Raw genomic sequence first — 19,688 nt, 5'->3', positions numbered from 1 at the left:
ACACCTTCAGACGCGCGGGCGCCTCAGATGTACCGCCCCTCGAACCATGCCTGCGCCGCCAAACTGTGTAGCGGGAAAGCGAGTTCGGCCGGCCTGCGCAGCAGGTGCCAGCCCTCTGTCTCGTCGGTCGCGGTGGACAGCGGGAGTTCGGCGGCCGGGCGTTCCGGGAGGAGCCCGAAGAGCAGCAGGTGCCCGGCCGGGGAACTCATCGCATCGGCGAGCCGTACTTCCCGGCTCGCCACCTCGATGCCCGTCTCCTCCCTGAGCTCCCTGACGACGGCGTGCCGCCAGTCCTCCTGGTGGTCGATGAACCCTCCGGGCAGGGCGATGCCCCCGCGCGCGGGGTTGATGGTCCGGGTGATCACGACCAGGGAGGTGCCTTGGGCGTCGTACACGGGCTGGAGGGCAACCGCGACCGGCAGTGGATTGCGGTAGGCCACGGTGGAACAGCCGGCGCAGGTGCGGGGCCAGCCGGAGACGCCCTCTCCGTAAGGCGCTCCGCAGCTCGAACAGTGGGAATCCGGCGCGAAGTCGGCGGGCGGATGCGGGGACAGGGATGCGGACACGCCGCGGACTGTATCCGATCACTTGGGGGACATCTTCAGGAGCAACCGGCTAGTGGGCTGCGTACCGTGAGCCGACGGGACGCGGCTCGTGCACCTGGGGCTGCGAGGGGCGGCCGGAACCACCCCCGTGGGCCCCGGCCGTCCCTACCGATACTCCGACGCCGGGGAGGCCTCCGCGGTTCTCCTCTACGCCCTGCCCAATTCCCGTTGCCCGTGGCACACTTCTGACGTTCCGTCAGATCCAGCGTCATGGAGGGGTCTTGTCGCGTTCACGCACACCTGTGGTCGCCGGATGGTTCACCGGGGACGGCGACGGCTTCCGTCTCCTCGGTACGCGCTGCTCGGCATGCGCCTCGGTCTTCTTCCCGCGCGAGGACGTCTTCTGCCGCAATCCGGGCTGCCCGGGCGGCGGCGAGCTGAACGAGGTGCCGTTGTCGCGGCGCGGCCGTGTCTGGTCGTACACGGACAGCCGGTACCGGCCACCGTCACCGTATGTGAGCGATCCGGAACTCTCGTGGGAACCCTACGCGTTGATCGCTGTGGAGCTGGAGCACGAGCGGATCGTCGTACTCGGTCAGACGGTTGCCGGGATCACCGTCGCCGATCTGGCGGTGGGCATCGAGGTGGAGGTCGTCCCCGGTGTGCTGAACGAGGACGAGGAAACGACCTGGACGACGTGGCACTGGCGGCCGACGGAGGTGACGTCATGAGGGGCGTGTGGCGTACGGGGGTGGCGGCATGAGTGAGGTGGCGGTGCTCGGCGCAGGCATGCACCCCTGGGGCAAGTGGGGGCGCGGCTTCGTCGAGTACGGGGTCGTGGCGGCGCGGGCGGCGCTCGCCGACGCCGACGTGGACTGGCGGGATGTCGGCTCGATCGTGGGTGCGGACACTGTGCGCGGCGGGTATCCGGGGTACGTCGCGGGGGCGACGTTCGCGAAGGCTCTCGGCTGGCAGGGGGCACGGGTCGCGAGTGTGTACGCGGCGTGCGCGTCGGGAGCGCAGGCTCTCAACACCGCCCGGGCGCAGATACTTTCGGGTCTCGCGGATGTCGTGCTCGTGGTGGGGGCGGACGCTGCGCCCAAGGGGTTCTTCCGCCCGGCGGGCGGCGACAGGCAGGACGATCCGGACTGGCTGCGGTTCCGCGTCCTGGGGGCGACGAATCCGACGTACTTCGGGTTGTACGCGCGACGGCGGATGGCCGTCCATGGGGACACCATCGAGGACTTCGCGCAGGTCAAGGTGAAAAACGCTGCCCTGGGGGCCCTGAATCCGAATGCGAGGTACAGGAAGAGGGTCACTGCCGAGGAGGTCGCCGGCTCGGCGGTCGTCGCCGATCCGCTGCGGCTGCTCGACATCTGCGCCACCTCCGACGGCGGCGCGGCCGTCGTGCTGTCCAGCATGGCCTTCGCGCGACGACACGGCGCAGCGGATCCCGTGCGGATCCGTGCGGTGTCCACGGTGACGCCGCGCTACCCCAACACCGTGCTCGATCTGCCGGACATCGCCACGGACTCCGCGGTCGCGGTGGAACCCCCGGCCGACACCTTTCGCGCGTCCATCGCACGGGCGGCGTACGAGGAAGCGGGCATCGGTCCCGAGGATCTCTCCCTCGCCGAGGTGTACGACCTGTCCACGGCCCTGGAGTTGCAGTGGTACGAGGACCTGGGGCTGTGCGCGGAGGGCGAGGCGTCGAAGCTGCTCCGGGAAGGTGCCACGACGCTGGGCGGGCGAATACCGGTGAACGTGAGTGGCGGGCTGGCCTCGTTCGGGGAGGCGGTTCCGGCACAGGCCATCGCCCAGGTGTGCGAGTTGACATGGCAGTTGCGGGGCTCCGCCGGCGACCGGCAGGTCGTGGGGGCCCGGGTGGGGATCACCGCTAACCAGGGGCTGTTCGGGCACGGTTCGGCGGTCGTCGCCGTGCGGTGATCCCGGCAGCCGTACGCACCCACTGTGACGAGCCGGGATTCCTGCGTGAACAGCTCGTGAATCGCGCCTGGGCGTACGCCAGGGGCGCGATTATGCTCCCGTGCCCTCCTGGTCGGATACGCTCCGCTTCGCCTTTCAGCCGGTCGTCAATCTGACGACCGGAGGGGTTGCCGCACTGGAGATACTCGCCCGCCCGGAAGCCGGTGACATCCTGGCGCAGGCCCGCCGCGACCCCGAACTCGACGGCCGGCTGGCCGCGTTCGCGATCCGGGCGGCCGCCCGCAAAGAGACGCTCCTGCCACTGCACGTCAACGTGTTCGCCGGGACCCTGGCCGATCTCGGCGGGCTCGCGGCCCTGCGCGACGCGGTGCGCGAGGCCGGGCGGCTGCCGTGGGAGGTGACGGTCGACGTCGGTCCGCCGTACACGCACGTGCCGCAGCACGCCCTGCTGGACGCGGTTGCCGCCCTGCGGGGCGAGGGCTTCCGGATCTGCGCGGACGGGGTGGGCGACGGCGACGTACCCCTGCGACTGCTCACGGATCTCGCGCCCGAGCTGATGAAGCTCGATGTGTCCCTGCTCGCGCGGCCTGCGGCTGTGCGGGCGATGCGGACGCTGTGCGAGGAGTTGGGTGCCGTGCTGTCCGTCGAAGGGGTGGAGACCGAACTGCAGTGCGCCGCGGCGGTGTCGGCGGGCGCGCAACTGGCGCAGGGCGACCTGTTCGCACCGCCCGCGAGGCTGCCCGCGGCGGAGGTATACATTCCGACGCTCTCCCCCACTGTCACCGAGACCCCTCGGTCCGGGCCGTCCGTACGTCAGTTCGTGCGGCCCGCCGCACTGCTGCCCGCCACGGCGTCCGCGGGGCAGGTGCGGGCGCTGCTGACCGGATCGTCCGACGTGTCCGGGGTACTGCTCGTGGACACCTCAGGGGTTCCGGTCCGGTCGGTGCACCGGTCGCGGTTCCTGCTGTCGATGTCGGGGCGCTACGGGCATGCGCTGTACGCCGACAGGCCGGCCGCCAAGCTCGGCGATCCGCCACGTACGGTCGGGGTCGACGCCACCGCATGGGAGGTCCTCGACGTGGTGGCGGACGGCGACCGGGACCGTACGTCCGACGATGTCGCGGTCGTCGACCGGTCCGGAAGGTGTGTGGGTGTCGTACGCCTGGCGGATCTCCTACGGGCATTGTCCGAGAGCCGGGTCGAGGAGGCCGCGGGGCTCAATCCGCTGACGCGGCTGCCCGGTTCGGACGCGATCACCGGCGAGGTGGACCGGCGGATCGCGGACGGCCGGATGTTCACGCTGAGCTGGCTGGACGTCGATCACTTCAAACAGGTCAACGACGGGGCCGGGTTCGCAGCCGGCGACGACCTGATCCGAGCTGTCGGTCGGACGCTCCAGCACGCGGCGTCCGGAGCGACGCGGGTGGGACACATCGGCGGGGACGACTTCCTGGTCCTCGCGGATCCTGACACCCTCGATCCGCTGGCCGCCTCGGTGCTCGACACTCCCTGGACGGCGGGCGGACGGACCATCACGCTGTCGCTGGCCACGGTTGTGTGCGCACCCGGCAGCGTGACCGATCACCGACAGGCTGCCGCCTGCCTGGCACCCCTCAAGCAGGCCGCGAAGGCTCTTGACGGGGCGAGTTGGGTGCTGGGGCGAGCGGGGCTGCCGGGCCATGAGATCCGGCGTGGGGGCGGGGTGGCGCCGACGCAGGCCGGGTTCTGGTGGGCGGACCGGGCCGGGGGTGACCGGCTGAGCAGCTGAGCGGCCGGCGGAGGGGCCAGTTGGGCGGTTCGTCGGCCGTCAGGTAAGCCTGCGGAATCCCACCACCGACCTGCGCGGCGACAAGGCCACCAGCCCGTAGCCCCGAACGGCAGCGGCCAGGCCTCGGCCCGTCCGGGAAGACGGCCACATGTCGGCCTGCTACGGGCGTCGAGGCACGCGGCCACCGCACCCGGTCAGGGGCCCGGCCGAGTGCGCCTGGACCGGTGTGAACAACTACCGGCCGCTGCGGGCCATTTTCCGCCAGGGCCGACCGCCGCGATGCCGCCCCGCACTGCCCCACCAACCGTTGCTGTCCGCGACCTTGACGCCCCCTGGGCACCGGTGAACACTTCCGGGTGTCAGTCGGTATCGCCGCATTCGGGCGTCTTCACGCACCGCGCCGCTCGGGTTTCCGACCTGCACCAAGGGCCATCCCCATGGGCGATTCCGCTGTGACGGCACGCTCATCACGGACGCCGGGCGGGGAGCGGGACCTTCCTGTCTTCGGCTGAAGTAGCCATGGGAAACATGGGAACCGCATCCTGCACGGTGGCCCGGAGCTGATCGCCCTGGGCCAGGCCTAGGAGCCGCCATGAGCAACGCAGACATCTTTGTCGGCGAGTTGATCGGCACCGCCATTCTGATCCTGTTCGGCGCGGGAGTGTGCGCCGCGGTCACGCTCAACAAGTCCAAGGCCCAGGGAGCGGGCTGGGTGGTCATCGCTTTCGGGTGGGGCTTCGGCGTCCTCGCCGGCGCCTACACCGCGGCGCCGCTGTCGGGCGGGCAGATCAACCCGGCGGTGACGATCGGATTCGCGATCGAGGGCTCCACGAAGTGGGAGGACGTGCCCTTCTACATCCTCGGGCAGTTCGCCGGAGCCATCATCGGGGCCGTGCTGTGCTGGCTGCTTTACCTCGGCCAGTTCAACCTCAACGCCGAGGAGACCGAAGAGAACACAGCCATCGAGACGCTGGGGATCTTCTCGACCCGGCCCGAGATCAACAATCCCGTGCAGAACCTGATCACCGAGTTCATCGCCACCGTCGCCCTGATGCTGCCCATTCTGGCCATGGCCGGCGGCGACAAGCACGTGGCGGGCATCGGGGACGCGGGCCTGCCCGTCCTGCTCATCGCCCTCCTCGTCGTCGGGATCGGCCTTTCGCTCGGCGGCCCCACCGGATACGCCATCAACCCGGCCCGCGACCTGGGGCCGCGACTCACGCACGCGCTGCTGCCGATACCCAACAAGGGCACCTCGGAGTGGAGTTACTCCTGGATCCCGGTGGTCGGCCCGATCGCGGGCGCCGTCGTCGGCGCCCTGATCTACAACGCAGCCTTCTAACGCAGCCCTCTCACGCAGCCTTCTGACGAAGGGGACGTCATGACGGACCATGCCGAGAAGTACGTCGCCGCAATCGACCAGGGCACCACATCGAGCCGCTGCATCATCTTCGACCACGGCGGCGCGATCGTCGCCGTCGACCAGCGCGAACACCGCCAGATCTTCCCCAAGCCGGGGTGGGTGGAACACGACGCCACCGAGATCTGGTCGAAGGTGCAGGCGGTGGTCGCCGGTGCGATCGCCAAGGCCGGGCTGCGTGCGGAGCAGTTGAGCGCGCTCGGGATCACCAACCAGCGTGAGACGACGGTCCTTTGGGACCGCGCCACCGGCAAGCCCGTGCACAACGCGATCGTCTGGCAGGACACCCGTACATCCGCCCTCTGCAACGAACTGGCAGGCTCGGACGGGCAGGACCGCTTCCGCGAGCAGACCGGACTGCCGCTGGCCAGCTACTTCTCCGGGCCCAAGGCGGCCTGGCTCCTCGACAACGTTCCGGGTCTGCGCGCGCGTGCCGAGCGCGGTGAGATCGCCTTCGGCACCATCGACTCCTGGCTGATCTGGAACCTGACGGGCGGCACGGACGGCGGGCGGCACGTCACCGACGTGACCAACGCCGGCCGCACCATGCTCATGAACCTGGAGACACTCCAGTGGGACCAGTCCATCCTCTCCGCGATGAACGTCCCCGAAGCGGTCCTCCCCGAGATCAGGTCCTCCGCCGAGGTGTACGGCACCGCAGTGGGCCAACTCGCGGGCGTCCCCGTCGCGTCGGCGCTCGGCGACCAGCAGGCGGCGGTGTTCGGGCAGGCCTGCTATGACGTGGGCACGGCGAAGAACACGTACGGCACGGGCAGCTTCCTGTTGCTCAACACCGGGAACCGGCCCGTTCCTTCGAAGAACGGGCTGTTGACCACCATGGGGTACAAGATCGGCACCGAGGCGCCGGTCTACTGCCTCGAAGGGTCGATCGCGATCACCGGCGCCCTGGTGCAGTGGTTCCGCGACCAACTCGGCATCATCCGTCACGCCGACGAGATCGAGACACTGGCGGCGAGCGTCGACGACAACGGCGGCGCGTACATCGTGCCCGCGTTCTCCGGCCTGTTCGCGCCCTATTGGCGTTCCGACGCACGCGGAGTCGTCACCGGCCTGACGCGGTACGTCACGAAGGCGCACCTGGCCCGCGCGGTCCTGGAGGCGACCAGCTGGCAGACGCGTGAAGTGGTCGACGCCATGTACCAGGACTCCGGGGTGCAGATCACCACCCTGAAGGTGGACGGCGGCATGACCAAGAACAATCTGCTGATGCAGCACCAGGCGGATGTGCTCGGAGTGCCGGTGATCCGCCCGAAGGTCTCCGAGACGACGTGTCTGGGCGCCGCGTACGCGGCCGGTCTCGCCACCGGCGTGTGGAACGACCTCGACGAGCTGAAGTCGCACTGGCAGAAGGACGTCGAGTGGACTCCGGCCATGGAGCCCTCCGTGCGTGACCGCGAGTACCACAACTGGCGCAAAGCGGTGGAGAAGAGCTTCGGCTGGCACGAGGAGGGCCTGAGCTGAAACAGGGGTCTACGCGCGCGTGCGTTTCGCCGGACCCACGCGCGTGCATGACTACGGCCCGTACCCCGGTCGGCGGGGGTACGGGCCGTACTCACGGACAGCCGTCGGAAGGCGGGTGCCGTACGTCAGGTCGTCGTGACAGGTTGGCGCTGGTCGGACGCGGACGCCAGCGCGTGCTCGACAACGCCGATGAGCACCTCCTTGGCCGAGTCGCGGTTCCGTGCGTCGCAGAGGACGACGGGCACGTCGGGGTCGAGGTCGAGGGCCTGACGGACGGTTTCGGCAGGGTAGCGGGCGGCGTCCTCGAAGCAGTTGACGCCGACCACGAAGGGTATGGACCGCCGTTCGAAGTAGTCGACGGCGGCGAAGCAGTCCTCCAGGCGGCGGGTGTCGGCGAGCACGACAGCACCCAGCGAGCCCGTGGCGAGCTCGTCCCACAGGAACCAGAAACGGTCCTGCCCGGGGGTTCCGAAGAGGTAGAGCACCAGGTCCTCGCGGAGGGTGATGCGGCCGAAGTCCATGGCGACGGTGGTGGTGTGCTTGCCCTCGACGCCGCTGGTGTCGTCGACGGGGCGACCTGCCTCTGTGAGCACCTCCTCGGTGCGCAGCGGTTTGATCTCGCTGACCGCGCCGACGAGGGTCGTCTTGCCCACGCCGAATCCGCCGGCCACGAGGATCTTGAGCGTGACGGGCTCGACCGGAGGCTTGCCGCGCTCAGAACGCCCGAAGATCATCGATCTCTTCTCCTGCTTGATGGGGGTCGTGCGGCGGTGGGCCGTAGCCTCCGCCGCCGGGGGTTTCGATGACGAGTACGTCGTCGGGGCCGACGTCGGCCGTATCACTTCCGCCCAGTTCGGTGACCGTGCCGTCCGCGCGCTCCACCCGGTTGGCGCCGAGCGCCCCGGGCTTGCCGCCTGCCATGCCGTAGGGCGGCACCCTGCGGTGCTGGGAGAGCGTGGAGACGGTCATGGGCTCGCGGAACCGGATACGGCGCACAGCGCCGTCCCCGCCGCTCCATCGCCCCGCACCGCCGCTTCCGCGGCGGACGGTGAACTCGTCGAGCTGTACAGGCAGTCGCCACTCAAGGACCTCGGGGTCGGTGAGCCGCGAGTTGGTCATGTGGGTCTGGACGACGGACGCGCCGGAGAAGCCGTCACCCGCGCCGGATCCGGAGGCCACGGTCTCGTAGTACTGGTGCCGCTCGTTGCCGAAGGTGACGTTGTTCATGGTGCCTGACCCCTCGGCCTGCACTTTAAGTGCCCCGTACAGGGCTCCGGTGATCGCCTGGGACGTCTCGACATTGCCCGCGACGACGGCGGCCGGGGGCTCGGGCGCGAGCATCGAGCCCGGCGGCACCACGATGTCGAGGGGGCGCAGGCAGCCGTCGTTGAGCGGGATGTCGTCGTCGACCAGAGTGCGGAAGACGTACAGGACTGCGGCGTTGACCACCGCGAAGGGTGCGTTGAAATTTGTGGTGAGCTGCGGGGACGTTCCGGTGAAGTCGACGGTGGCGGAGCGTTTTCCACGGTCTACGGAGACACGGACCCGGATGACGGCCCCGGAGTCGGTCTCGTACGCGAACTCACCGTCTTCCAGTGTGTCGATGACGCGGCGTACCGCTTCTTCGGCGTTGTCCTGGACGTGCTTCATATACGCCTGCACGACATCGAGGCCGAAGTTGTCGATCATGCGGGCGACTTCGTCGACACCCTTCTGGTTGGCGGCGATCTGGGCGCGCAGGTCGGCGAGGTTGGTCTTCGGGTTGCGCGACGGGTAGGGCGCCTGGGTGAGCAGGGCAAGGGTCTCGGCCTCGCGGAATCGGCCGCGCTCTGCGAGCAGCCAGTTGTCGAAGAGGATGCCTTCCTCGTCGATGGTGCGGCTGTTCGCCGGCATGGAGCCCGGGGCGATGCCGCCGATCTCGGCGTGGTGGCCGCGCGTGGCGACGTAGAAGAGGATGCGTTCACTCTCCGTGTCGAAGACCGGGGTGATCACGGTGACGTCGGGGAGGTGCGTGCCGCCGTGGTACGGATCGTTGACCGCGTAGGTGTCTCCGGGGCGCATCCCGTCTCCGCGGCGCCGGATGACCTCCTGGACGCTGGTGCCCATCGAGCCCAAGTGCACTGGAATGTGGGGGGCGTTGGCGACGAGGCTGCCCTCGGGGTCGAAGAGGGCGCAGGAGAAGTCCAGGCGCTCCTTGATGTTGACCGACTGAGCGGTGGACTCCAGACGGGCGCCCATTTGCTCGGCGATGGACATGAAGAGGTTGTTGAAGACCTCAAGGAGGACGGGGTCTGCTTCCGTGCCGAGATCGGAACTCTGTGTAATCGCCGCGCGTTCCATCACCAGATGCCCGTCGCCGGTCGTCGCGGCCTGCCAGCCGTCGTCGACGACGGTCGTCGAGCCGGCCTCGGTGATGATCGCGGGTCCGGTGACCCGTTGGCCGGGAGGCAGTTCCTCGCGGCGGAGCAGGGGTACGTCGTGCCAGGCGCCGCCCGTGTGGAGGCTGGCCGTCTCCGGCGCGGCGGAGCGGTTTTCGACGACGGCGAGGGTGGAGAGATCGGGGGGTTCGGTGAGACCGGTGGCTTCTACGGAGAGGGCTTCCACGACGACCGGACGGTCGAGGGTGAAGGAGTAGGTGGCGCGATGGCGTTCTTCGAAGGCGTGGGTCATGGTGTCGGGCTCGGTGAGCTCGACGGTGAGTGCCGTGTCCGTGCCGTCGTAGCGGAGTTGGGCACGTCGGGTGACCCGGATGCGGTCCTCGGACACGTCCTCGGCGAGGAGTTCGGCGCGGGCGGCGCCTTCCAGGTCGTCTGCGGTCTTCAGGACGCCGGGCATCGCGGAGGCTTCCAGGGGCACCTCGACGGACTGTTCGCGCATGGCCGTCGTGTCGGCGAGTCCGATTCCGAGGGCGGACAGCACGCCGGCCATGGGCGGCACGAGGACGGTGCGGATGCCGAGCGAGTCCGCGACCATGCACGCGTGCTGGCCGCCCGCGCCGCCGAAGGTGGTCAGGGCGTACCGGGTGACGTCGTGGCCCTTCTGGACCGAGATCCGCTTGACGGCGTTGGCGATATTGGCGACGGCGATCTGGAGGTAGCCCTCGGCGACCTGCTCAGGGCTACGGTCGTCGCCGGTCCGCTCGCGGATATCGCGGGCGAGGGCGGCGAAGCGGTCGCGGACCAGTGCGTCGTCGAGTGGCTGGTCGCCGCCTGGGCCGAACACCCTTGGGAAGTGGGCGGGTTGGATTCGGCCGAGGGCGACATTGGCGTCGGTGACGGTGAGCGGGCCGCCGCCGCGGTAGCAGGCGGGTCCGGGTTCGGCGCCCGCGGAGTCGGGGCCCACGCGGTAGCGGGAGCCGTCGAAGTGGAGCAGCGAGCCGCCGCCCGCGGCGACGGTGTGGATGTCCAGCATGGGCGAGCGCAGCTGGACCCCGGCGATCCGGGTGGTGAAGACCCGCTCGTACTCGCCGGCGAAGTGCGAGACATCCGTGGAGGTGCCGCCCATGTCGAAGCCGATGACGCGGTCGAAGCCGGCGAGCTGCGACATCCGGGCCATGCCGACGATGCCGCCCGCCGGACCGGACAGGACGGCGTCCTTGCCGCGGAACTGGCCGGCTTCGGCGAGACCTCCGTTGGACTGCATGAACATCAGGCGCACGCCCTGGAGTTCATCGGCGACGTGCTGGACGTAGCGGCGCAGTACGGGCGACAGGTAGGCGTCGACCACGGCGGTGTCTCCGCGTGGGACGAGCTTCATCAGCGGGCTGACCTCACTGGAGAGCGAGATCTGCGGGAAGCCGGTGCGGGCCGCCAGTTCGCCGACGGCCTCTTCGTGGGCCGGGTGGAGGTGGCTGTGCATGCAGACGACGGCGACGGCTCGGATCCCGGAGTCGTACGCCTCCTGGAGGGGGCCGGCCAGGGCGTCCAGGTCGGGGGCGCGCAGCACCGTGCCGTCGGCGGAGATCCGCTCGTCGACCTCGATGACGCGCTCGTAAAGCAATTCGGGCATTTCGATCGCGCGGGCGAAGATGCGTGGGCGGTTCTGGTAGGCGATGCGCAGGGCGTCGCGGAAACCGCGGGTGATGACGAGGAGGGTCCGCTCGCCCGTGCGTTCGAGCAGGGCATTGGTGGCGACGGTGGTGCCCATCCGGACGGCGTCGATCTCCGAGCCCTCTTCGAGGAGCTCCCGCACGCCGGCGACCGCGGCGTCGGCGTACTTGGCCGGGTTGTCGGACAGCAGTTTGTGCGTGAGCAGGCTGCCGTCCGGACGCCGCGCGACGACATCGGTGAAGGTACCGCCTCGGTCGACCCAGAACTGCCAGCCTGTCACGTCTGTTCCCCGCTTCCGCCCTGCTCAGAGCGCCCGGAGGCCGTTGATCACGTCGCGCAGAATACTCTCGTCCGGCAACTCGGCGGGGGGTACTGGACGGGTCACATGGACCATTTCCTCGTCCACGAGGTCCCCGATGAGGACCCGGACCACCCCGACGGGAAGGTCGAGTTCCGCGGCGAGTTCGGCGACCGACTGAGGGGCGTCGCGGCAGAGTTCGACAATGTCCACATGCTCCGGGGACAGCGTCTGGTCAGCCTCGGGATCGTCGGCGTACGACTCCGCCACGACCACCGCGATCAGGTCGAGGCGGTGTTGGGCCGTACTGGTGGTGCGGCCGCGTGTCATGGCGTACGGACGGACCACCGGTCCGGCCTCGTCGTCGAACCAGTGGGGTCTTCCCTGGCTGTCTCCGCTCACGCTCACACTCATGTCATCCCACTACCCGCCCGAGGGCGGATCGGTGCGTGGAGCGGCGGCCAGATGTACGCCGACCCGCTTGACCAGGAGCGTCATTTCGTACGCGACCTGCCCGACGTCCGAGTCGGCGTCCGACAGGACGGCCAGGCAGCTGCCGTCGCCCGCGGCCGTGACGAACAGGAAGGCCTCGTCCAGTTCCACGACCGTCTGGCGGACACTGCCCACCTCGAAGTGACGGCCGACGCCCTTGGCAAGGCTGTGGAAGCCGGAGGCGACGGCGGCCAGATGCTCGCTGTCCTCCCGGGTCAGGTCCTTGGAGACCCCTGTGGGCAGGCCGTCGCCGGAGAGCACGATCGCCTGGCGGATGCTGGCGACGCGGTCCACCAGGTCGTCGAGAAGCCAGTTCAGCTCCCCCGACATCTTGCTGGTCACGGGCCCTGTGGCCTTCGGTGCGGTCATCGACCGTCCCCCCTTGTCGTTCCTGGTGCTGTGCCGTCGTGGGGCTCGTCGCCCGCGGCGTTCTCCTCGCGGCCACGCTGCCAGCCACGCTGGAGCGAGGCCATCCGGCTGCGTACCTCGTCGGCGTCGCGTTCGGCGGGGTCCGGACCGTTGCCGGTACGGGCCCTGTCGCGCTCGGTGCGCGGGTCGGGGTCGTTCTTCAGTTGCGGGGCCAGGTTGGCCTGTCGGACGCGGCGGGGCAGCGGGCCCACGCCCGATTCTGCTGCTGCCGTCGGAGCGTCGGAGCGCTGGGTGGTCTCGCCTGCGTCGGGCGAGACGGTGGTGCGACGACTGCGCTGGGGAAGGGCGGGGGCCTCTCGCGGCTCGGCGGCCCCTCGAAGCTCGGACTGGTGTCGAAGGCCGGAAGCCTCGCGCCGCCCGGGGGCCCTTCTCGGACCGATGGAATCCGAGAGCTCGGATCCGGACCGCTCCGGGGTCTCGGAGCTCGCTTCCCCTCGCCGCGCCGAGGCCTCAGAACCCTCGCCCCGACGCCGCGCCGAGGCCTCGGCGCGCTCGCCGCGCCACCTGGCCGCGAGCGACTGCGTGCCGCCGGTCTCCGCCACGCCACGCTGCTCCCCCGGCTCCGGGCCCTCCGCAGGCTCTGGACCGCGTACCGGCTCGAGGTCCTCGGCGGCCCCCTCGTCCGCCCCGTCGCGGCGGGACCGCGTCTGGGTCACCGGTCGACCGTGCGAGCTGACCAGCTTGGGCGCCCCGCGCCGGGGCAGCGGGACGGGAACGTCCGGCTGGTCGTTGTCTCCGGACCGGGCGGGCTCGCCCCGGCTGTCGCGGGTCTGCTGGTGCTGCTCGCCCGGGACACCGGTGATGGAGCGGCGCGGCCGGAACAGACCGCCGCGTTCGCTGTCGTCGTCGCCGAGGGCGCCGGGGAAGCCGCCGCGGGTGTCCAGGTCGACCGGAGCTTCCAGCTCGACGGGCCCGTCCAGAATCGAGGCGGGCAGATCCGGGACATGGACCGGGATCTGGGAGAACGCGGCCTTGCGGTCCGCTTCGACCTCGCCCTCCCGGGTGGGCAGCACACGGTCGAGGCGGAAGCCGATGCCGTTGGTGTCCGGGACCTCGTCCGTGAGCAGCGCGTCGGGGATGAAGACGATCGCGGTGGTACCGCCGTACGGGGACGGCTGGAGGGAGATCCGGACGTTCTGCCGCTGCGCGAGCCGGCTGACCACGAAGAGCCCGAGCCGGTCGGTGTCGGACAGCTCGAACTCCGGGGTTTCGGCGAGCCGCAGGTTGGCGTCGAGGAGCGCCTCGGCCGCCATACCCAGGCCGCGGTCGTGGATCTCCAGAGTGAAGCCGTTGGCGACACGCTCACCGTGGACCTGCACGGCCGTGTGCGGGGGCGAGAACACCGTGGCGTTCTCCAGGAGTTCGGCGACGAGGTGCGTGAGGTCGGCGACGGCGGGCCCGGTGACGGCGACACGCGGCAAGCGGCGTACCTCGATGCGCTCGTAGTCCTCGACCTCGGCGACGGCGGCGCGGACGATGTCCATGAGCTGGACCGGCTTGCGCCACTGCCGGGACGGGGCGGCCCCGGAGAGGATGACCAGGCCCTCGGCGTGGCGGCGCATCCGGGTGGTCAGGTGGTCCAGGCGGAAAAGGTCGGCGAGTTCGTCGGTGTCATCGGTCCTGCGCTCCATGGTGTCGAGCAGGGTGAGCTGCTTGTGGAGCAGGACCTGGCTGCGGCGGGCGAGGTTGACGAAGACCTCGGAGACGCCGTCGCGCAGTTCGGACTGTTTGACTGCGGCCTCGACGGCGGCGCGCTGAAGGGTGTTGAGTGCCTGGCCGACCTCGCCGATCTCGTTCCTGTCGTACTCCAGCCGCGGCACCTCGGTCTCGATGTCGACCTCTTCGCCCGCGGACAGGCGGCGCATGACGCTGGGCAGCCGGACGCCGGACGCCTCGTGGGCCTCGAGGCGCAGCCGGCTCAGGTCGCGTATGAGGCCGCGGCCGATGCGTACCGACATGAAGAGCGAGAACAGCAGGGCGATGAGGCCGAGGACGCCCGCGATGACGGCCTTGAGGATGACGCCCATGGCGACGGGTTGGACCCGGTCCTGGTAACGGTCGGCCGTTTGGTCGTTGAGCGTGCCGAGTTCATCGAGGACATGCCCGGCCGCGGTGTCCCAGCTCTTCGCGGTGATACCGCTGGGCGAGTCCGCCTCGGAGGTGACAACGGCCTGCTCGGCCACCCGCAGGGGCGCGGTGTCGGCGTTCTTCCAGAAGCGCTCGTAGCGTTCGTGATCCGAGGAGGGCAGCAGCGGCAGGCTCATCTCGTACATCAGGGAGCGCTGGGCCATGAGGTCGGAGGCGTCGCGGATCTCGTTCTGGGTCACGCGGCCCGCGACGAGCGCGGAGCCGAGGAGGGCGTCCTCGCGGGAGAGGAGCTCACGAGCCCGTGCGAGGTTGACCAGTGCGCGGCCCTGCTTGTCCATCTCCACGTTGTTGAGCAGATGAATGTTGGTCATCAGGACATAGCAGGGGTCGACCAGACGGTTGTAGAGGTCAAGGGCCTGGGACCGGTTGACGGTGCCGTCCTCGACGCTCTGGCGCAACGAGTCGATTCCGTCGAACGCGTCCAGGATGGTGGTGAGACGCTCGGAGGTGCCCTCGCCCATGTTCCCGCGTACGTCCTCGTCCTCCGCGTTCTTGCGCACCTTCGCCACGGCGTCGTCGGTGGCGGTGCGGCTGCGCTTGAGCGCCGCGAGCGCGTCGGAGGCGCGGGGATCGGCCAGATAGACGAGAGTCTGGCGGCGTTCCTGCTGGAGAACGCGGACGGCGTCCTCGGTGGGATAGCCGATCTTCTCCACCACGTCCGACACGTTGAACAGGTTGTTGGCCTCGCGCCCGGTGAGCACCGTCGCGAACGCCCAGATGGCGGCCAGGGACACCAGCGGCACCAGGAGCAGCGCCACGATCTTCCGGCGGATGGACTTCCCGCGAAAGCGCATGGCCTCCCCCAGCTCGACCCCCTCCGGCCCGGGGGTACACATGTGCGTCAACAAACGGCGTGAGCCTACTACCGACCCACAAGGAACTCGAAGACCCGTCCGGGAGCAGACGTCCCATTTGGGGAACGAAACATGGGGAGTTGTCCGTTCATTGAGGGAGATTGCCTCCCTGAATCAGGTGATGGGGCCGGAGCACATCGGTGAGGTGAACTCCGTCAGTTGGCCGGAATTCTTCGCTTCTTGGGAATCTTCGAGGCGCGTTGTTCGTCTTTCTGTACGGGAGATGGGGGCGGAATCGGCCACAGGAGCCGTATGCCGCGCCCAGGCGGCGTAATACAGCGCAAGCCGGGCAGCCAAAGGGGAGCCGGGGTCACCTGACACCGGTGCGACAGGTCTGCTGGGCGGTGGGGAGTGACAAGTTGATGGGCACGGCGGAGCGGAGCGGAGCGCCGGGGATCAGCGTTGCGGAGCCCGAGGCGGCACAACCAGCCACGCAGGCATCGGATCGCGACACTCGGGCAAGCGGGCATGAGCGGTTGGGCGAGCGACACGGGGCGACGGGCGGGTACATCGTGGACGGGCAGGGCGTTGCGGTGGCGGCGCGCAGCCATGCGAACGGACCGGACATGACCGCGGAAAGGCGCAGCCGCACAGAAGCGCCGGGCGGCACAACAGGCGGGCACGACCGGGCACGGGGGCAGGGCCGCGCAAGGGAAGCGCCCGGCCCGACGGAAAGGCAGGGCTTCGCGGCGGGAGGGCCCGGGTTCACAGAAGGACGGGGCCTCGCGGCGAAGGAGTACGAAGAGGAAGAGCGGTACGAAGAGCAAGAGCGGGTGTACTACCGGCCGTTGTGGGTCGAGGAGCCCGCGCGCAGGCGACGGCTGCCCGATCCGGTGCGTACGGCGGCCGTGCGGGCGCTGCTCATCATCTCCGTGACCCTGATCCAGGCCATGGTGGCCTTCCTCTCCACGCTCGCGGGATCCTGGCTGGCCTTCCCTATGGTTCTCAGCAGTGTGGCCAGCACCGTGGTGGCCACCTGGGCCGCCCTTGATGTCTGGGTGACACGACAGGTGTGGAACCAGCGCAACGGCGTGGTGTCGGTGCCGAGCAGCACCGCGCGGGCGTTGCGGAAAGAGCGGCGCAGGGCTCGACGGCAGGCACGTACGGACGAGCGCGCCCAGGAGCGGATACGTCGCCAGGGCGGGACCGGGCAGTTGTCGCACCCCTAGGTGTCCTCAGGTGTCCTCGGGTGCCACCAGAGGCACCAGAGGATCGTGCCCCGGCGCGACACCCCTAGGCCCGAGGGGCGGACCGCCGACACGGCCCGCCCACTGAACGGTCAGGTCGTCACAGTGCCACCGGCTCCACCGGGCTTGCGCTGCGGGCGAGTTCACGACGTGCCCGCATGAACGGGCGTGGGCGGTCGACGGAGAGGACGGCTGTCGTACGACCGTCACGTTCGTAGAGGGCGAGGAAGCCGCCCTCGGCCGGTGCGCCGTCGTCGATGGCGCCCTCGGCGATGCGGACGGTGTCCGCCTCGTGTCGCCGGCCCGCGAACTGGATGCGTGCGCCGTACTGATCGGACCAGAAGTAGGGCAGGGGTCGCACGGAGTCCACGGTGCGTCCGGCGAGCAAGTTGCGTACGGCGACCCGGGGTTGTTCGGTGGCAGAGGTCCAGTGCTCGGCGCGGGCTCCGCCGACGCGGGCGACGTCACCGACGGCGACCACCTGAGGAAGTCCGGTCACGCAGCCGTCGTCGCACAGCACGCCGTCGTGCAGCGCGAGCGTCGAACCCGCGAGCCAGCCGGTGTTCGGGGTGGCGCCGATGCCCACGATCACGACGTCCGCGGGGAGTGTCCGGCCGTCGGTGAGCCGCACGCCGGTGACGGTACGCCGCGGTGCGTGGTCTTCGGCGACCACTTGCCCGACGGCCACACCATCCTGCGCCGAGGGCGCGACGCCGCTCCCCCGCAGGCCGGCCACACCGGTGCCGGTGATGAGGTCGACGCCGCCTCGGCGATGCAGCGCGGCGCACACCGCGGCCATGTCGGGGCCGAGTTGGGGGACGAGGGGCAGCGGGGCGGCCTCGACGACCGTGACCTCGTGGCCCAGGACGGCACACGAGGAGGCGGTTTCGGCGCCGATGAAACCGCCGCCTATGACGACGACTCGGAGCGGGCCCCGGGTGAGTTCCTCGCGCAGGGCGCGGGCGTCGTCGAGGGTGCGCAGGGTGTGGACGCCGGCCAGGTCGTCGCCCGGCAGGCGGCGGGCCGCCGCGCCGGTGGCGATGACCACGCCGTCGGTGGAGACGGTGCGGCCGTTGTCGAGGAGGACGGTGCGGCCGCGGACGTCGAGGCCGCGGGCACGTACGCCGAGAAGCCACTCGGCGTCGAGTTCGGCGCTCTCCTCGTCGTCGGTGAGGGCGAGTTGGTCCTCGTCGGCGCGGCCGGTGAGGAAGTCCTTGGAGAGGGGCGGGCGGTCGTACGGTCGGTGGGGCTCGTCCCCGACGATCACCAGCCGTCCGTCGAACCCCTGGGCCCGCAGTTCACGGGCCGCGTACACCCCGGAGAGGGAGGCACCGACGACGGTCACGGTCCTCACGAGGCACACCTCCGGACCTGTACGACCGGGACGATGCCGGATTCAGCAGCGGTACGCCGAGACATGCGGTGACTCGCAGGAGCGGCCCACTCGTTGTCGGCAGTGGTCTCATACGTCATGCGGCGGTGCCCTCCTCCGCGGCCAGGTGGACGTGGACGACGCCGTCGTCGACGGTGACACGGTGGGTGCGGACGGGGCGGCGTGCGGGCAGGCACGTCGGTTGCCCCGTACGGAGATCGAATGAGGCGGCGTGCAGCGGGCATTCGACCAGACAGCCCTCCAGCCAGCCCTCGGAGAGGGAGGCGTCCTGGTGGGTGCAGGTGTCGTCGATGGCGTACAGCTCGCCGTCGGCGTTGAACACGGCGACGGGCGGCGTGGCGTCGATACGGACGGATTCGCCTACGGGGAGGTCTTCGAGGCGGCAGACGGGAATCATGGGCCCCCCTCTCGGTCCGGACACGTTGTCCGACCGCTCAGGTCCAGGCAGTCCGGGAGCCGAGCTGGAGGTGCTCGCCATCGAGCCCTTTCCGGTTCCGGACGCTTCGGTAACATGATGTTTCGTATGGCGCATGAGGGAGCGCTATGCGCAACAGAATCCGCGCGGGAGTCCCGTCACGTCAAGGGCTTCCCGCAGATGCGGCCCAAACAGGGCCGCCAGGTGGTGAGAGTTGAGCTATGACCCGCACTCAGAAGCAGGCTGAGCCGAACGAGGAGCCCAAGGCCAACGGCGTCAACGGGGCGACGGCAGAGAAGCAGGGCAGAGGGGCGGGCAGCGCGGTCCAGTCGGTGGACCGCGCCGTGAGCGTGCTGGAGATCCTCGCGCGGCTCGGCGAGGCGGGTGTCACCGAGATCGCCGACGAGCTGGAGGTGCACAAGTCCACCGCCTTCCGGCTGCTCGGCGTCCTGGAGAACCGCGGTCTGGTGGCGCAGGCCAAGGACCGCGGGAAGTACTACCTGGGGGCCGCCGTACTGCGCCTCGCGGGAGCGGCGGCGGTGCGCCTGGACATCTCCCAGGAGGGCGTTCCGGTCTGCCGTGAACTGGCCGACGAGCTGGGCGAGACCGTCAACATCGCGGTCCTCGACGACGACGCGGCGGTCAACATCATGCAGGCCCGCGGCGCCGCCTCCGTCACCGCGCAGAACTGGCTGGGCAGACGTACGCCTCTGCATGCCACCTCCAGCGGAAAGGTCCTGCTCGCACACCTTCCGCCCACGTTGCGCGAGGGCCTGCTCGCCCGCCCGCTGCGGCGTTTCACCGAGCGCACCATCACCGGCACTGCCGCTCTGCGTTCCGAACTGGAGGCGGTCGTCGAGCAGGGGTACGCGTTCGCGCTCGAAGAACTGGAGCTGGGCCTCGCCGCGGTGGCGGCTCCAGTGCGCGCCCACGACGGCAAGGTCATCGGCGCGATCAGCACCTCCGGGCCGGTGTACCGGCTGGACTCGGACCGGCTGCCGGATCTCGCCAAGCGCACGGTCGCCGCCGCCGCCGAGCTCTCACGCCGGATGGGCTACGGCTTCTGACGGAAGCCGCGGCGGACACAAGGCGGGCAGCGGACACGTAACGCGGCCGGAAACGGCCCAGTGCAACCCGTCCGAGGGTGCGGCCACGGGAACCCGCACAGCACCGGAACAGCGGCGGGGGGGGGGGGGGGCGAAGGGCCCCCCCGGCGCGGGGGGGGGGGGGGGGGTTGTGGGACCCGAGGGAGGAGGAGGGG

The 19,688-nt window shown here is 70.1% G+C and carries 15 protein-coding genes; 7 read left to right on the top strand and 8 right to left on the bottom strand.

The genetic code is table 11. From position 1 onward, the window contains the following. Window positions 1–23: 23 nt before the first annotated feature. The gene (locus AB0N66_RS41525; protein ID WP_365445864.1) at window positions 24–566 is read right to left on the bottom strand and encodes an NUDIX domain-containing protein; all 543 of its coding nucleotides are present in this window, start codon (window positions 564–566) and stop codon (window positions 24–26) included. Window positions 567–847: 281 nt separating this feature from the next. Between AB0N66_RS41525 and AB0N66_RS41520 the strand changes: the two genes are divergently transcribed. From AB0N66_RS41520 to glpK, 5 genes are all read left to right on the top strand, one after another. Beyond that, on the top strand, window positions 848–1,276 hold the full coding sequence (locus AB0N66_RS41520; protein WP_365445881.1) for a zinc ribbon domain-containing protein: 429 nt from the start codon (window positions 848–850) through the stop codon (window positions 1,274–1,276). 28 nt (window positions 1,277–1,304) lie between these two features. Next, complete coding sequence (locus AB0N66_RS41515; RefSeq protein WP_365445861.1) at window positions 1,305–2,492, top strand: lipid-transfer protein; 1,188 nt, start codon at window positions 1,305–1,307, stop codon at window positions 2,490–2,492. A 100-nt stretch (window positions 2,493–2,592) separates the two neighbouring features. Continuing rightward, window positions 2,593–4,260: a GGDEF domain-containing protein gene (locus AB0N66_RS41510; RefSeq protein WP_365445858.1), complete on the top strand. Its 1,668-nt coding sequence runs from the start codon at window positions 2,593–2,595 to the stop codon at window positions 4,258–4,260. A 592-nt stretch (window positions 4,261–4,852) separates the two neighbouring features. Beyond that, window positions 4,853–5,602, top strand: coding sequence for an MIP/aquaporin family protein (locus tag AB0N66_RS41505; RefSeq protein WP_365445855.1), 750 nt, complete (start codon window positions 4,853–4,855; stop codon window positions 5,600–5,602). 39 nt (window positions 5,603–5,641) lie between these two features. After that, on the top strand, window positions 5,642–7,162 hold the full coding sequence (gene glpK, locus AB0N66_RS41500; RefSeq protein ID WP_365445852.1) for a glycerol kinase GlpK: 1,521 nt from the start codon (window positions 5,642–5,644) through the stop codon (window positions 7,160–7,162). A 125-nt stretch (window positions 7,163–7,287) separates the two neighbouring features. Here the strand turns inward: glpK and AB0N66_RS41495 are convergent, their stop codons facing one another. From AB0N66_RS41495 to AB0N66_RS41475, 5 genes are read right to left on the bottom strand one after another with little or no spacing between them, the layout of a single operon-like run. Then, window positions 7,288–7,896 (bottom strand): ATP/GTP-binding protein, encoded by a 609-nt coding sequence (locus AB0N66_RS41495; protein WP_365445849.1) that lies wholly within the window; start codon window positions 7,894–7,896, stop codon window positions 7,288–7,290. Beyond that, a complete protein-coding gene (locus tag AB0N66_RS41490; protein WP_365445846.1) occupies window positions 7,877–11,491 on the bottom strand; it encodes a hydantoinase B/oxoprolinase family protein in 3,615 nt (1,204 codons plus the stop codon). The genes AB0N66_RS41495 and AB0N66_RS41490 overlap by 20 nt, the downstream gene beginning before the upstream one ends. A gap of 24 nt (window positions 11,492–11,515) precedes the next feature. Next, window positions 11,516–11,911 (bottom strand): DUF742 domain-containing protein, encoded by a 396-nt coding sequence (locus tag AB0N66_RS41485; RefSeq protein WP_365445843.1) that lies wholly within the window; start codon window positions 11,909–11,911, stop codon window positions 11,516–11,518. A gap of 21 nt (window positions 11,912–11,932) precedes the next feature. Further along, a complete protein-coding gene (locus AB0N66_RS41480; protein WP_365445840.1) occupies window positions 11,933–12,370 on the bottom strand; it encodes a roadblock/LC7 domain-containing protein in 438 nt (145 codons plus the stop codon). Then, a complete protein-coding gene (locus AB0N66_RS41475) occupies window positions 12,367–15,372 on the bottom strand; it encodes a nitrate- and nitrite sensing domain-containing protein (RefSeq protein WP_365445837.1) in 3,006 nt (1,001 codons plus the stop codon). Before AB0N66_RS41475 ends, AB0N66_RS41480 begins: the two co-directional genes overlap by 4 nt. 626 nt (window positions 15,373–15,998) lie before the next feature. Here AB0N66_RS41475 and AB0N66_RS41470 point away from each other — a divergent pair. Continuing rightward, window positions 15,999–16,601 (top strand): hypothetical protein, encoded by a 603-nt coding sequence (locus tag AB0N66_RS41470; protein ID WP_365445834.1) that lies wholly within the window; start codon window positions 15,999–16,001, stop codon window positions 16,599–16,601. Between the two features lie 118 nt (window positions 16,602–16,719). Here AB0N66_RS41470 and AB0N66_RS41465 read toward each other — a convergent pair whose 3' ends face one another. Both AB0N66_RS41465 and AB0N66_RS41460 read right to left on the bottom strand, forming a co-directional pair. Then, on the bottom strand, window positions 16,720–17,973 hold the full coding sequence (locus AB0N66_RS41465; protein ID WP_365445831.1) for an FAD-dependent oxidoreductase: 1,254 nt from the start codon (window positions 17,971–17,973) through the stop codon (window positions 16,720–16,722). Window positions 17,974–18,088: 115 nt separating this feature from the next. Continuing rightward, window positions 18,089–18,409 carry a bifunctional 3-phenylpropionate/cinnamic acid dioxygenase ferredoxin subunit gene (locus AB0N66_RS41460; protein ID WP_365445828.1) on the bottom strand — a complete coding sequence of 107 codons (321 nt, stop codon included), beginning with the start codon at window positions 18,407–18,409 and terminating at the stop codon, window positions 18,089–18,091. Window positions 18,410–18,648: 239 nt separating this feature from the next. Between AB0N66_RS41460 and AB0N66_RS41455 the strand changes: the two genes are divergently transcribed. Continuing rightward, on the top strand, window positions 18,649–19,494 hold the full coding sequence (locus tag AB0N66_RS41455; RefSeq protein WP_365445825.1) for an IclR family transcriptional regulator: 846 nt from the start codon (window positions 18,649–18,651) through the stop codon (window positions 19,492–19,494). Window positions 19,495–19,688 lie beyond the last annotated feature (194 nt).

It is taken from the genome of Streptomyces sp. NPDC093544, assembly GCF_040683495.1.
GTDB lineage: Bacteria > Actinomycetota > Actinomycetes > Streptomycetales > Streptomycetaceae > Streptomyces.
This window is presented reverse-complemented; position numbering and strand designations above follow the sequence as displayed.

Bases quoted from the DNA above. Each gene is read 5' to 3' on its own strand.
- AB0N66_RS41505 (WP_365445855.1), top strand. From the start codon at position 4,853: ATGAGCAACGCAGACATCTTTGTCGGCGAGTTGATCGGCACCGCCATT.
- AB0N66_RS41480 (WP_365445840.1), bottom strand. From the start codon at position 12,370: ATGACCGCACCGAAGGCCACAGGGCCCGTGACCAGCAAGATGTCGGGG.
- AB0N66_RS41475 (WP_365445837.1), bottom strand. From the start codon at position 15,372: ATGCGCTTTCGCGGGAAGTCCATCCGCCGGAAGATCGTGGCGCTGCTC.
- AB0N66_RS41495 (WP_365445849.1), bottom strand. From the start codon at position 7,896: ATGATCTTCGGGCGTTCTGAGCGCGGCAAGCCTCCGGTCGAGCCCGTC.
- AB0N66_RS41515 (WP_365445861.1), top strand. From the start codon at position 1,305: ATGAGTGAGGTGGCGGTGCTCGGCGCAGGCATGCACCCCTGGGGCAAG.
- glpK (WP_365445852.1), top strand. From the start codon at position 5,642: ATGACGGACCATGCCGAGAAGTACGTCGCCGCAATCGACCAGGGCACC.
- AB0N66_RS41470 (WP_365445834.1), top strand. From the start codon at position 15,999: ATGACCGCGGAAAGGCGCAGCCGCACAGAAGCGCCGGGCGGCACAACA.
- AB0N66_RS41455 (WP_365445825.1), top strand. From the start codon at position 18,649: ATGACCCGCACTCAGAAGCAGGCTGAGCCGAACGAGGAGCCCAAGGCC.
- AB0N66_RS41460 (WP_365445828.1), bottom strand. From the start codon at position 18,409: ATGATTCCCGTCTGCCGCCTCGAAGACCTCCCCGTAGGCGAATCCGTC.